Origin of the sequence: Rhizobium gallicum bv. gallicum R602sp (genome assembly GCF_000816845.1) — a bacterium.
Taxonomy (GTDB): Bacteria; Pseudomonadota; Alphaproteobacteria; order Rhizobiales; family Rhizobiaceae; genus Rhizobium; species Rhizobium gallicum.
The window spans coordinates 299,653-312,142 of sequence record NZ_CP006879.1; the positions used below are offsets into that span (position 1 = coordinate 299,653).

General features: G+C 58.1%; 13 protein-coding genes and 4 pseudogenes. 11 read left to right on the top strand and 6 right to left on the bottom strand.

Annotated elements, in window-relative coordinates:
- Positions 1-262 precede the first annotated feature (262 nt).
- A complete protein-coding gene (locus tag RGR602_RS22410) occupies positions 263-1,495 on the top strand; it encodes an ATP-grasp domain-containing protein (protein WP_040114295.1) in 1,233 nt (410 codons plus the stop codon).
- 411 nt (positions 1,496-1,906) lie between these two features.
- Here RGR602_RS22410 and tnpC (RGR602_RS22415) read toward each other — a convergent pair whose 3' ends face one another.
- The 3 genes from tnpC (RGR602_RS22415) to RGR602_RS22425 form a co-directional block, all read right to left on the bottom strand.
- Positions 1,907-3,505 carry an IS66 family transposase gene (gene tnpC, locus RGR602_RS22415; RefSeq protein ID WP_039845935.1) on the bottom strand — a complete coding sequence of 533 codons (1,599 nt, stop codon included), beginning with the start codon at positions 3,503-3,505 and terminating at the stop codon, positions 1,907-1,909.
- A gap of 74 nt (positions 3,506-3,579) precedes the next feature.
- The gene (tnpB, locus tag RGR602_RS22420) at positions 3,580-3,924 is read right to left on the bottom strand and encodes an IS66 family insertion sequence element accessory protein TnpB (protein WP_039845936.1); all 345 of its coding nucleotides are present in this window, start codon (positions 3,922-3,924) and stop codon (positions 3,580-3,582) included.
- On the bottom strand, positions 3,921-4,274 hold the full coding sequence (locus RGR602_RS22425) for a transposase (protein ID WP_039845937.1): 354 nt from the start codon (positions 4,272-4,274) through the stop codon (positions 3,921-3,923). Before RGR602_RS22425 ends, tnpB (RGR602_RS22420) begins: the two co-directional genes overlap by 4 nt.
- 88 nt (positions 4,275-4,362) lie before the next feature.
- Here RGR602_RS22425 and tnpA (RGR602_RS39840) point away from each other — a divergent pair, with 88 nt between their 5' ends.
- From tnpA (RGR602_RS39840) to tnpA (RGR602_RS22440), 4 genes are read left to right on the top strand one after another with little or no spacing between them, the layout of a single operon-like run.
- The gene (gene tnpA / locus RGR602_RS39840) at positions 4,363-4,746 is read left to right on the top strand and encodes an IS66-like element accessory protein TnpA (protein WP_082046644.1); all 384 of its coding nucleotides are present in this window, start codon (positions 4,363-4,365) and stop codon (positions 4,744-4,746) included.
- The gene (gene tnpB / locus RGR602_RS22430) at positions 4,743-5,090 is read left to right on the top strand and encodes an IS66 family insertion sequence element accessory protein TnpB (RefSeq protein WP_040114296.1); all 348 of its coding nucleotides are present in this window, start codon (positions 4,743-4,745) and stop codon (positions 5,088-5,090) included. Before tnpA (RGR602_RS39840) ends, tnpB (RGR602_RS22430) begins: the two co-directional genes overlap by 4 nt.
- Positions 5,091-5,135: 45 nt before the next feature.
- Positions 5,136-6,773 carry an IS66 family transposase gene (gene tnpC, locus RGR602_RS22435; protein ID WP_040114297.1) on the top strand — a complete coding sequence of 546 codons (1,638 nt, stop codon included), beginning with the start codon at positions 5,136-5,138 and terminating at the stop codon, positions 6,771-6,773.
- Positions 6,673-7,185: an IS66-like element accessory protein TnpA gene (gene tnpA / locus RGR602_RS22440; protein ID WP_210263647.1), complete on the top strand. Its 513-nt coding sequence runs from the start codon at positions 6,673-6,675 to the stop codon at positions 7,183-7,185. The genes tnpC (RGR602_RS22435) and tnpA (RGR602_RS22440) overlap by 101 nt, the downstream gene beginning before the upstream one ends.
- Before the next feature lie 73 nt (positions 7,186-7,258).
- Here tnpA (RGR602_RS22440) and RGR602_RS36175 read toward each other — a convergent pair.
- The 3 genes and pseudogenes from RGR602_RS36175 to RGR602_RS22450 form a co-directional block, all read right to left on the bottom strand.
- Positions 7,259-7,433, bottom strand: a pseudogene (locus tag RGR602_RS36175) (aspartate aminotransferase family protein); the annotation flags it as partial.
- 111 nt (positions 7,434-7,544) lie between these two features.
- Complete coding sequence (locus RGR602_RS22445; RefSeq protein WP_040114298.1) at positions 7,545-7,667, bottom strand: hypothetical protein; 123 nt, start codon at positions 7,665-7,667, stop codon at positions 7,545-7,547.
- Between the two features lie 175 nt (positions 7,668-7,842).
- Positions 7,843-8,628 carry a class I SAM-dependent DNA methyltransferase gene (locus RGR602_RS22450; protein WP_223844049.1) on the bottom strand — a complete coding sequence of 262 codons (786 nt, stop codon included), beginning with the start codon at positions 8,626-8,628 and terminating at the stop codon, positions 7,843-7,845.
- 391 nt (positions 8,629-9,019) lie between these two features.
- Here RGR602_RS22450 and RGR602_RS22455 point away from each other — a divergent pair.
- From RGR602_RS22455 to RGR602_RS36190, 6 genes and pseudogenes are all read left to right on the top strand, one after another.
- A pseudogene (locus tag RGR602_RS22455) lies at positions 9,020-9,328 on the top strand (IS66 family transposase); the annotation flags it as partial.
- Positions 9,329-9,342: 14 nt separating this feature from the next.
- Positions 9,343-9,534, top strand: a pseudogene (locus RGR602_RS36180) (IS110 family transposase); the annotation flags it as partial.
- A gap of 44 nt (positions 9,535-9,578) precedes the next feature.
- Positions 9,579-10,094, top strand: a complete 516-nt coding sequence (gene tnpA, locus RGR602_RS36185; RefSeq protein ID WP_133941618.1) for an IS66-like element accessory protein TnpA — start codon at positions 9,579-9,581, stop codon at positions 10,092-10,094.
- Positions 10,075-10,428, top strand: coding sequence for an IS66 family insertion sequence element accessory protein TnpB (gene tnpB, locus RGR602_RS22460; RefSeq protein WP_040114300.1), 354 nt, complete (start codon positions 10,075-10,077; stop codon positions 10,426-10,428). The genes tnpA (RGR602_RS36185) and tnpB (RGR602_RS22460) overlap by 20 nt, the downstream gene beginning before the upstream one ends.
- Before the next feature lie 69 nt (positions 10,429-10,497).
- The gene (tnpC, locus tag RGR602_RS22465; RefSeq protein WP_052451704.1) at positions 10,498-12,042 is read left to right on the top strand and encodes an IS66 family transposase; all 1,545 of its coding nucleotides are present in this window, start codon (positions 10,498-10,500) and stop codon (positions 12,040-12,042) included.
- Positions 12,043-12,103: 61 nt separating this feature from the next.
- Positions 12,104-12,431 (top strand): annotated as a pseudogene (locus RGR602_RS36190) (IS110 family transposase); the annotation flags it as partial.
- Positions 12,432-12,490: the final 59 nt, after the last annotated feature.

Here is a 12,490-nt window from a genome sequence, read left to right on the forward strand (position 1 = left end):
AATGGTACGATCGCTGTGACTTAGCATGGACGCAGTGTCGTTGTGGGGTGGTCGGTTTTTTATGCAATTGATCACCCAGAATACACTGTTTCTCTTTGGAGGGTTCCTCGATGTCGCTCGATTTGCGTATTTTGCGACATTGAGATGGAGATGACATGGGCAAGTTGCTGATAGGAAATTCACAATCGCGAAGTCCTATCGGGGCCATGAAATGCAGGGCTAATGCGGATCGGACCGCTACACAGCAAAGGGTCAACAGCCGATGGCAAAAAGAGCGCTAATTCTGCTTGAAGGGCACAGGAATATTGGTCCTCTCTACGTCCAAGCAGCCCAACGCCTTGGTCTTCTTCCAATTACCCTCGCGGCTGATCCATCCCGTTACGATTATCTCGAGGCGGAAGGGCTTGAGGCAATCCGCGTTGATACAGAGAATTTAGATGCGCTGATCCGCGAATGTTCCCGGCTACGTGCGACTTACGACATTGCCGGCATTAGCGTGGTCCTGGACGAGTTGATCTATGTGACGGTTGGTAAGCTCTGCCGGCATTTCGATTTGCCGGGACCTAATCCCGCGTCGATTGAACGATGCTGCGACAAGTTCTCTCAACGTCAGCTCCTGGCGGAGGCCGGAGTTCCAGTACCTGCTTATTGTTTGGCGACGAATGCGACGGACGTAGAAAGAGCTGCCGCGGAGATTGGCCTGCCCGTGGTTGTTAAGCCGGCCGAAGGCAGCGGTAGCAGCGGTGTCCGATTGTGCCGCAACCTCAATGAGTTGGCGCAACATGTGGCCTATCTATTGGGCGAAAAGCACATGTGGCGATCTTCGTCGAGGATACTGGTCGAAGAATTCGCACAAGGCCCATACTATAGCGCTGACACAATGGGAAATGAGGTCATTGCTATCGGTGCCGCTGAGTTCGGTTCTCCACCCCATTTCGTCGTTCGTGAGAGCATCTTTCCCGCCCCGCTGAGTGATGACGAGCACGAGCGTATCGTTGATGTTTCGTTGAGCTGCTTGGAAGCTCTAGGCCTTGGCTGGGGACCAACGAACATAGAGCTCCGATGGACGAAGCGTGGCCCAGTTGTCATTGAAGTCAATCCACGTCTTCCGGGGTGGACCACTCCTCGGCTGATTCAGTTAGCTTACGGGATCGACCTCATCACTGAGCACATCAAGCTTGTCATCGGCGAGGAATGGGATTTGCGCAGAAAGCATTCGCAAACTGCGGCGACCCGATTCCTAGTTCCTGATCGCGATGGCACCTTTGATTGGATCGGTGGCGAGAACCGGGCGGCTGCTATACCTGGTGTTGTCGAAACCAAATTGTACGTTGAACCAAAGACGCCGATCGTCAGGAAAGGCGATTACGGAGACTGTATCGGATACGTCATCGCCGCTTCACCCAGCCTTGCTGAGACCGAGGGGATACTTCAGTGTGCGGTCGACTTGCTCGATTGGTCAATCACACCATTTCCGACCCTTCGCGAACGGTAATATAGCTGCCGACAACGTCCCGGCACCCGAGAGTGCCATACAGGGCAATCGTCGCCGAACTTTGGTGCAACCGAGAAGTTGGCGTTGCGATCTCATCAGTGGTGAAGGTCGCAGCGTTACCGCGCCACCGGCGCCGGTTAAAATGGGAGGGCACCGCTAGCGCGGTATCCCCGCACCGAAGGGCGCCTTGCTTTGTTGAGCTGACATCGTTGTTTTTGTGAGCGGCATCGCCACGTTGCTAATGACGAGGATAACGACGTGTCGTATCCCCACGGTGAGGGCCGTCTTGTGATGTGAGGCGGAACGTTGGATGTCCTAGTGCAAGCACTAGGGATAGTCCTATGACAATGCAGCAAATCGAAGTGATCACGTCTGTGGAGCGCCGTCGTCGTAAGCGGTGAACTGAGACCGTTACTTCTGGAAGTTCCAAGGCATAAGGGCGTCGATCTCGCTCGATGGCCAACCCGCGGCGATGCGTTCGAGGGTCTGCGTTAGCCAAGCGAGCGGATCAACACCGTTCATTTTGGCCGTTTGAATGAGAGTTGAGATCGTCGCCCAAGTCCGGCCGCCGCCGGCATTACCCGCGAACAGACTATTCTTGCGAACGATTGCCTGGGGCCTGATTGCACGCTCGACGATATTGGAGTCGATTTCGATCCGGCCGTCGTGAAGGAATTGCTCGAAGGCTTCCTGTCGATGAAGGGAATAGCGAATGGCCTCGGCGAGCTTTGACTTTCCAGAGATACGGGGCAGCGTGTCCTGCCAAAGCTTGTAGAGATCGGCAACGACTGCAGCGGAGGCCTCCTGGCGGGCGGCCACGCGGACATCGGGGCTTTGTCCGCGCACCTTTTCCTCGATGGCCCACAGCGCGCCCATCTTTTCGATCGTCGCCGTTGCCACCTTGGAACTGTCGCTCGCATGAAGTTCGTAAAACCGGCGGCGACTGTGCGCCCAACACCCAGCCAATAGCGCGCCGTCGTTTCCCCGGTCAGGTCGGGCGACGCGGTTGTAAGCAGTGTAGCCATCGATCTGCAGGATGCCGCGATAGCCGTCGAGATGCCGCGCGACACAATCACCGGATCGACTGTCTTCAAAGCGATAGGCAACCATCGGCGGTCCACTGCCACCGAACGGTCGGTCGTCCCGTGCGTACGCCCATAGATACGCTGTCTTTGCCGACCCCGATCCAGGAACAAGTGTGGGCAATGTCGTCTCGTCGGCAAAGATTCGTTCGCCTCGTTTAATCTGGCCGAAGGTGTAGTCTGCAAGGATCTCAAGTTCGAACCCGAGCTTGCCCATCCACCGCGCCATGATTCCGCGGTCGACGTCGACATGGTCGCGCAGGAAGATCGCTTCCTGCCGATAAAGCGGCAAGCCATCACCATATTTGGAGACCGCGATATAGGCGAGCAACGCTTCCGTTGGAATGCCGCTTTCTACGATATGCGCCGGTGCCAACGCCTGGATGACACCGTCCTCGTTCTTGAAGGCATACTTCGGGCGGTGCGTGACGATCACCCGGAACTTCGGTGGAATGACATCAAGCCGCTCGGAGGTATCTTCACCGATCAGGATCTTCTGTTTGCCAGCATGCTCAGGAAGCTCGTCCGGCTCGATCACCACATGGATACGTTCCAGATGCGGTGGGAAGCCCTTGCGCGGACGGGGTGCACGTTTTGCAGCGCCTGGACCTCTTCCTTTTTCGACCAACGCCTGGATGGCGGCAATGCCGGTCTCGATCTCTTCGAAGACAAACGCACCTTGCTCGTCGAGATCCGCGTCGATGTTCTTGCTCTGCTTTTCCGAGCGTCTTCCATAGCGGTAACGGTCGAAGGCTTTGAGAACCTGCTTCAGCTTGGCGATCTGTTCGTCAGCATCGGCATTGCGGGCTTTCAGATCAGCGACTTCACTCTCCAGAGCGTCGGCGCGCGCAGCCTTTTCGGCGATCGCCAGGATCATGGCTTTCAGCGCATCAACGTCATCGGGAAGGTCGAGATCAGCTGGCGTCATGCCTGCGAATAGAGCATATTTTGCTGACAATTTCCCGCAGTTTCAGAAGCCTGATTCACTCTGCCGCAGGGCTTTTACCCAGCAAATTCCGGCCGTTTCACTGCAACGGTACGGACACGTTTCCAGTCCATCCCGTCAACGAGGGCAAGGAGCTGCGCGTGATTGAGCTGCACACGGGCAGGCCCGATCTTTGGCCAAACGAACCGATTTTTTTCCAGACGCTTCGAATAGAGGCACACACCGGAACCATCCCACCAAGCGATCTTAATTCTGTCTGCTCTCTTGGCGCGAAAGACATAGAGCGCTCCGCTGAATGGATCGTTGCCAGCATCGCGCACCAGCGACAGAAGGCTATCGGGACCTTTGCGGAAGTCCACCGGGTGGCTTGCAAGAAACACCTTCGCACCGGCCGGGATCATGCGGAGCGCACCGCACGGATCACCCGAACAAGATGAGCCTCATCGGTCTCGGCAGCTGTGCGGATTACCGCATCACCGATGATGATGTCGACCCCGGAATAATTGCTGGATGATGGTGTCGGTAAGAGACCGGCGGTTTCATCCGCCGGCAAAGCCGCGGCTCGCAGCCGGGCATTGCGCCGCCATGTAAATAATTGTGACGGATCAACGCCGATGCGCCGGGCTATCGCCGAAACGCTCGCGCCCGGCTGCATCGTCTCAGCGACCGCCTGCGCCTTAAACTCGTCCGACCATTGCCGCCGGACTTGCCTCGGCGCACCTTCCAGAGGACTGGCGACAGCTTCAATCATATGGAAAGTTCTATGTTCAGACATAGGAGCAGACATAGAAGTTCACGCCCGAGTTCATTCATTCAGCAGTATCAATAAATCCACCAAAGTGCCTTCGCCAGATGGGATAGATTCACCGCTTACCCGTCGTCGCTGGTCTCGCGCAGAAAAGGAGCGGCTGGTTGCGGCCTGCCTCGAGCCGAATGCCAGCGTATCCGAGATTGCCCGGTCGGCAGGCATCCATGCGGGTCAGTTGTTCCGGTGGCGCAAAGAACTCTGCCAGGCCTCACCGCCGCCAGCGCGGCAGTTTATTCCCGTAGAAGTCGCGGCCTTGCCTGCGCCTGATCCGGTGGAGACAACACTGCCACCTCGACCGCGCAAGAAGATAAGCGTTGTGACAATTGAGCTTAGTCGGGGGCGGCGCATTCGTGTGGAGAGCGATGTTGATACTGAAGCGCTCGCTCGGATCGTCGATATCGTAGACCGGCGATGATCCCGGTTCCAAGCGGCGTGAAGGTCTGGCTGGCGACCGGACACACAGATATGCGAAAAGGCTTCCCTGGTTTGTCGTTGATGGTGCAGGAGACGCTAAAGGGGGATCCGCATAGCGGCCACCTGTTCTGCTTCCGCGGGCGTCGGGGCGGGCTCATCAAGGTGATCTGGCACGACGGCCAAGGTGCCTGCCTGTTCACGAAGAAGCTGGAGCGCGGCCGCTTCATATGGCCGTCAGCGGCCGACGGCACTGTGGTGATCACGCCTGCGCAACTTGGCTATCTACTCGAAGGGATCGATTGGCGAATGCCGCAAAAAACCTGGCGTCCAAGCTCGGCTGGGTAGCGGAAATGGCTGGAAAGGCGGGCACGAATATGATTCCCTCTCGTCATGACCGATGCGGCCGATCAGCTTCCCGACGACCTTGCCAGCGCTCATGCGATGATCCTCGCCGAGCGTGCCGCCCGTCGTGAAGCCGAGGCCGTTGCTGCCCGAGCCCAGGCAGTGAACTCTCATTCCGATGCGCTCATTGCCAGATTGAGGCTGGAGATTGAGAAGCTCAAGCGCGACATCCATGGCAGCCGCTCGGAGCGAAAGGCCCGCCTTCTCGAACAGATGGAATTGCAGCTCGAGGAACTGGAAGCCGACGCTAGCCAGGACGAACTGGCCGCGGAGATTGCGGCACGATCATCGACAGTCAAAACCTTCGAGCGCAAGCGTCCATCGCGCAAACCGTTTCCTGAGCATCTGCCGCGCGAGCGCGTTGTGATTGCCGCTCCTCAAAGCTGCCCCTGCTGCGGCTCGGCCAAATTGTCAAAGCTGGGTGAGGACATCACCGAGACACTGGAAGTGATCCCACGCCAGTGGAAGGTCATCCAAACCGTGCGGGAGAAATTCTCTTGCCGCGAATGCGAGAAGATTGCTCAGCCGCCGGCTCCTTTCCACGTGACGCCGCGCGGCTTTGCCGGACCAAACCTCTTGGCGATGATACTGTTTGAGAAGTTCGGACAGCATCAGCCGCTAAACCGGCAGAGCGAACGTTATGCCCGAGAAGGCATCGACCTCAGCCTTTCGACACTCGCCGACCAGGTCGGTGCCTGCGCCGCGATCTTGAAGCCCTTGCACCGATTGATCGAAGCGCACGTACTTTCCGCCGAGCGGCTGCATGGTGACGACACCACGGTGCCGATCCTGGCAAAAGGCAAGACTGATACCGGACGCATATGGACCTACGTCAGAGATGACCGGCCATTCGGCGGAACGTCGCCGCCGGCCGCCCTCTACTATGCCTCGCGAGATCGCCGGCAGGAACATCCCGAGCGTCATCTCAAGACCTTCACCGGCATTCTGCAAGCGGATGCCTATGGCGGCTACAACCCGCTCTTCAAGTCGGAGCGTGCTTCCGGTCCATTGACGCAGGCGCTTTGCTGGGCTCACTCGCGCCGCAAGTTCTTCGTGCTGGCTGACATTGCCACGAACGCCAAGCGCGGAAAAAATGCGACGCCGATCTCGCCAGTGGCGCTTGAGGCTGTGAGGCGGATCGATGCACTGTTTGATATCGAGCGCGACATCAACGGACTTTCCGTCAACGAACGCTCGCAGCGACGTCACAAGGACAGCCGCCCCCTCATCGACGAGCTTGAGGCTTGGCTGCGAGTCGAGCGGGCAAAACTATCGCGCAGCTCACCTGTCACCGAGCCGATCGATTACATGCTCAAGCGCTGGGACGGCTTCACATCCTTCCTCAGCGACGGCAGGATTTGCCTGACCAATAATGCGGCTGAACGAGCCCTGCGCGGCTTCGCTCTCGGCAGAAAATCGTGGCTCTTTGCTGGTTCCGATCGCGGTGCAGATCGTGCTGCCTTCATGGCGACGCTGATCATGACGGCAAAGCTCAACGACATCGATCCTCAGGCCTGGCTGGCTGATGTCTTGTCTCACATTGCGGATATGCCGGTCACGAGGCTTGAAGAATTGCTTCCATGGAATTGGAGCTCGCCCACCGCACAAGCCCACGAAGCTGCCTGATCTGCGGCCTTCACCGCATGCTTACGACGTGTCTATTCATCAGCTTGAAATTTTGGCTGGCAGTGTGCGGCGACGGAACTTCACGCGACCTACCAAGGAAGCGATCGTTTCGGAGACGCTGGCGGGCGAGATGACGTTGACGGAGGTTGCGCGACGTCACGACCTTGATCGATCACTGGTTTATCGGTGGCGTCGTGAGCTTGGTGTTGCAGAGAAAGCGGAAGAGCCGCGCGCCTTCGTTCCGGTGAAGGTACAACAGGCGCCGGACCCGGCAATAGGAATGCCCGCTGCGACAGCGTCTTCTGCGACCGAAATCCATGTTGGCCGGGGCCGGTCGGTGCGGGTCAATCGTGGCCAAGTCCTTCGACTATATGCTGAACCGCTGGACATCGTTTACCCGATGCCGATGTAAAAGCGTCCGCGGCGAGCCGTCGAGCCGCCGCAGCATCCAATCCGCTTCCTCCACAGATCACCAGCGCGCCTTTGTGACGCATGTGGTCGGTCGGAAGCTGCCGGAAAACCGGACGGTTATTCACAAGGCCGCCCACCCGAGATGCCGTCGAAGCCGACGCCATGGTATCCCTGATCGCGACCGATGATCCTAACGTGAGTGCCTTGGCCGATCGAGCGATAGTTGGCGATTGCGATCTTCAACGCTGTGCGACGGACTCCGAACCCAAAAATTATTGAGTTCCTGGAGCGAGATATGGACTTCCGATACATAACCGGATCGTACATTCAATGTGTTGTGAGATAAAAGAAAAGGACTTGTTACGCCGCAGCTCGGAGACGACCGAGCGCGACGTCTATCGTGTAGTTCTTGGGCATGAACTTGATGAAGTTGTCGTGAAACTGGCCGGTATGGGCATGTGCGAACTCGTCGGCCGAATCCACATTTGTGTCGCGGTTGCCTCAGGCCTAAAGCTGTGCTCCTCCGTCTCTCGGCAACCCATATCCTTCAGGGCAAAGCTTGAGCGACAACCGTTGGCCACTGCTTTCATGCCAACATGACCGAGCCTTTGCTCGCTGCCGGTACGTGAGCACTGGCGTGGGTCCGGCAGCTCCGAGGTCACAGTCGCAGCTCCGCCGGCTTATCGAGCACTCGCAAGACCCAGTAATGCGCGTCCTCCTCCCCGAGGAATCTGCCGCCGTTCAGACACTGTGCCGGCGTAAGGACGCCCGCCTCCTGCAGAGATAGCACTTGGACTTCAAACGACATTGCACCAGCAGAGCTCTTGCAGGTGCTTGCGATCACGAACCCGTTCGGACGCGTGACGCGCGCCAGTTCGCGCAGCCCATCCGGGTGGACATGGCCGAGCGTGAAGACGCCACAGCAGACGGTCACATCATAACTCGCGCTCGAGTAGTCCGAGAGGGGCCTGTTTAGGTCAATGCCGTCTTCAACGTTGCGGTAAACGCCGGTTTGGCGCGCCATTTCGGCCATCGCGCCGGAGAGATCGAAGCCGTCAATCAACCGAAAGCCAAGATGCTCCAGTTGAATGCCAACTAGGCCTGTACCGCAGCCAGCATCCAAGATTGCCGTGGCTGCTCGGTCGCTGCCGATATAGGCCGCCTGCGCTACGCCCGCCAGTTCCGCCACGATCGAGGGGCCGCAGTAGCGTTCGCCGGCGACATCCAGCTCGTAGGAATCGGCCCATTCACGATAGTACTGCGCCAAGCGATCGGCGTCACCGTCGAGCGCATGTGAAGCCTTGATCCGCTTTTGCGCAGCCTGTCGAAGCGCGTTTTGTTGATCAACGGTGTCCATGTAGTTCTCCGTGTAGGGCAGATGGAAATTGAACGTCTTCCGCGGCGACTCTGATGGCCACAAACTTTCTACCGGTTCATCAAACAAGCCGTGTCTTGTCTTTGCCTTGGCTGCGGTTGATCCATCTCCCTCCCAAAGTGAGATATCGGAAAAGCGATGCTAATGAATATCGGTCTCCTTCCTAGACAAATGCGACTACTAAATATGTCTCGGGGCACCAGCTGGTTTGCACATCGGGGCATTGCGTTGCTGCGGGAGCTGAATCGGTTGGGATCGCACAGCCGATCATAAGGTCCAACACGTGGCGGCTCCCTTCTGAGACGCTTGGAGCCACCAACGCATATACGCAACGCGAGAGACTCAAAAGTCGTGCCAACCGGGAAGAAATGGGCCGCAGAAAATATTGTTTATTATTCAACTGGGTACATAAGAGTTAGCGGAAAGCCGGCCGAAAACTGGGGTGTCGCGGATCCGACAAATCAGAGAACATTCCGAGCCAGCTCTTGCCGCTTTCTATCCCTTGCCTCAGGATGCTGGGCAATTGACCCGGATTATTCTCTCGCTCGTCGAGGAGAATGCCGGCCTCAAGCGTGTCGCCTTCCTGGAAGGGCAGCTTTTTGGCCCGAAATCCGAGAAGATGACGGTGCTCGACCCGACGCAGGCGGCGTTTGATCTGGGTGATCTCAGCGATATTCCCACTGCTGCCAATGATGATGTTGCGCCAGCGGCAGACACGGCAACACCAGCACGGCGATCGCCAGCCCGTAATATTGGGCGTTTGCCCCGGAGATCATAGAGCCTGAGAAAACGCCGCCGACTACTATCGCACTCAAAGCCTGTGGTGGCTCTCATCGTTGGGCGAGGCTGTTAAGGTCGTTCGGTCATGAGGTGAAATTGATCACGCCTCAGCTTGCGAAGCCTTATGTAAAACGCGGCAAGAACGACGCGGTGGACGCGGAAGCTTTGTGTGAGGCGATGAGCCGACCCACCGTAAGCGCGAATTTCCCCGCACCTTTTGTTGTTGAGTGTGCTGAGGCATGAGGTGTCCACCAGAAAAGAGGTGGACACCAGGTGAGGAAAGTGATGGGCAGAAGCTGCGGGTGACGGTTGTGCATCCGAGTGGGCGACGGGCGTTTGATGGCGTATCGAAGGCCCGTCTCATCGAAAGCTGTTTGCAGCCCGGTGCGTCGGTTGCTCAGCTCGCATTAGCTCATGGGGTCAATGCGAACCTTCTTTGGAAGTGGATACGCCAGCACCGTCTAGCGAAGACGGACGGGTTGCCACCGGCTTCCACGCCGGCGTTTATTCCGGTTCACTTGGAAGCGGCTGCGGCGGGGGTCGTGTCTCGGCAGGACGGTGGTCGTCCAGTGGACTTGCGGCGCAGTACTCCCAGCGTGAGGCTGCCGGCGCCGGATGGGTCAAACCAGCTTTCATCTCCGGCCAAGGTGAACGCGTCGCTGCCGAACGGAGTGCAGCTGACGCTGGAATGCAGTGATGTGCGAGCGGTGGCGGCGGTAATCGGGGCGTTGGGTCATGTTCAGACTGAGCGCTGATATCAAGGTCTACCTGCATCGCGAACCGATCGACTTTCGGGCTGGCATCAATAGCCTTGCGGTTCTGGTTCAGGAGACGATGGCACTCGATCCGTTTGCGCCTGCGGTTTTTGCTTTCTGCAATCGCCGTCGCGACCGGATGAAGCTCCTGTTCTTCGATCGATCGGGCTTTGTGCTGGTGCTGAAGCGGTTGACCGAGGACAAGTTCCGATGGCCGCGCCGTGAGGTGCCGGTGGTCACGCTTACGACCGAACAATTGCACTGGATCCTCGACGGCATCGATATCGATGCGATGGTTCGCCACCCGGTACGGCAATATCAATTTGCTGGCTGACGGCAGCGAATTCTGCGGTTGACGCGGCGGGACGGTTCAGATTCCGGCGAACCGAGCGTTGCAGAGCTGATGGCGCAATTGGCGGCCAATGCTGCCGAAATCGCCGCGCTGAAAGCCGAGAAGGAAGCGCTCTCGCAGCGCGTCGTCAAACTCGAGGAAGAGCTGGCGCTGGCACGGCTGCATCGTTTTGCGCCCCGCAGCGAAAAGCACATTGATCGCATCTTCAATGAAGCCGAGCAGGCTGCGGATGAGGATGACGCCGACAGCGAAGAGAACCAGGTCGTCGACCTTCCGGACACAGGACTGCCATCCGTCGAAGGCACGACGGGAAAGAAACGCGGCCGCAGACCGCTGCCGGAAAACCTGCCGCGCGAGCGCGTCGAGTATGATCTTGCCGACGATCAGAAGGCCTGTCCTTGCTGTCGTGGCCAGATGCATCGCATGGGCGAGACCGTTACCGAACAGCTTCATATCGAAGTGAAGGCGAAGGTCTTACAGAATGTGCGGTTCAAATATGCTTGCCGCCATTGCGACCGCACCGGGATCAATACGCCTGTCGTGACCGCGCCGATGCCGACGCAGCCCTTGCCAGGCAGCATCGCCACGGCCTTTGCGCTGGTTCACAAATACGTCGACGGCACACCGCTCTACCGCCTGGCGCAGACCTTCGAACGCGCCGGCGTTCCTATCAGCCGAGGCACTTTGGGCCACTGGGTGATCGGCTCAAGCGAGAAGCACCTGCATCGCATCTATGACGTGCTGAAACTGCGGCTCAGATCACAGCCGCTCATCCATGGCGACGAGACGACGGTTCAGGTCCTGAAGGAAGAGAACAGGGCAGCCGCCGACACATCGTATATGTGGGCCTACCGGAGCGGCGAGGACAGTGACCAGCCGATCGTGCTGCTCGATTATCAGCCGGGCCGCGGCCAAATACACCCGCAGGCCTTCCTCGGCGATTACCGCGGGATATTGATCAGCGATGGCTACACCGCCTGGCGAACGCTGGAGGGCGCAACTCATATTGGATGCATGGCCCATTCGAGGCGGCGCTTCGTCGAGGCCTTCAAGGCCAGAAAGACGGGTGGCGGACCGCCGGAGCAGGCGCTCCGGTTCTTTGAACAACTCTACCGGGTTGAAGGGCAGGCGCGGAACGAAAAACCGGACAAGGGCGAGACGCAGGCCGACTGCATTCGCCGCTTCCGCCAGCAACATAGCGTCCCCATCCTCAATGCTCTCAAGCAATGGCTCGACCAAATCGCCCCGAAGGTCTTGCCGGACAGCAAGCTCGGAGACGCCATCTCCTATACCCTGAATCAATGGGAATACCTGACGCGCTACACCGAAAATGGCGGTATGCCGATCGACAACAATCTTTTGGAACGCGATATCAGAATTTTTGCAACTGGCAGAAAGAGTTGGTTGTTCAGCGACACCGTCGACGGAGCCAAGGCCAGCGCCATCGTCTACAGCCTCATGCTGACATGTCGTGCCGGTGGCATCGAGCCGTTAGCATGGTTACGCTACGTCCTCACTGAGTTGCCTCAGCGGACCGAAGACGCCGATATCGACGATCTTCTCCCCTTCAACTTCCCCAAGGCCACGGTAGCCTGATACCGATCCGATGCGTCCATCTGAAAGCGATCGCGTCAACGTGCGTGGAAACGAGCGCTTACGACCCACCATGCGATTTGTTCCGGTGAAAACCGCAGACCAATAGGCTGCCTTGATGCTGGTGGGTGTACGAGAGAGATTAATCCGTAATCGGACGCAACTCGCCAATGCCATTCGCGGATTTGCCATGGAATTCGGCATCGTCGCGGCCACTGGCATGTGTCGGCTCGAACCGTTGTTGGAGCGAATAGCGGCTGATCAATCTCTGCCGGAACTGGCCCGCGAGCTTTTTGTCATGCATGGCGTTGAATATCGCGACTTGCTTGCCGAAACGAAAGCCGTCCGAGGAAAAGTTGATGGATTTGCACCGCTCCGATAAATGCAGCAGGTCTTGCGGAAGCTCATGGTGAGCGGCGACTGCAAATTCCGAAAGACGGGCGGTCATGGC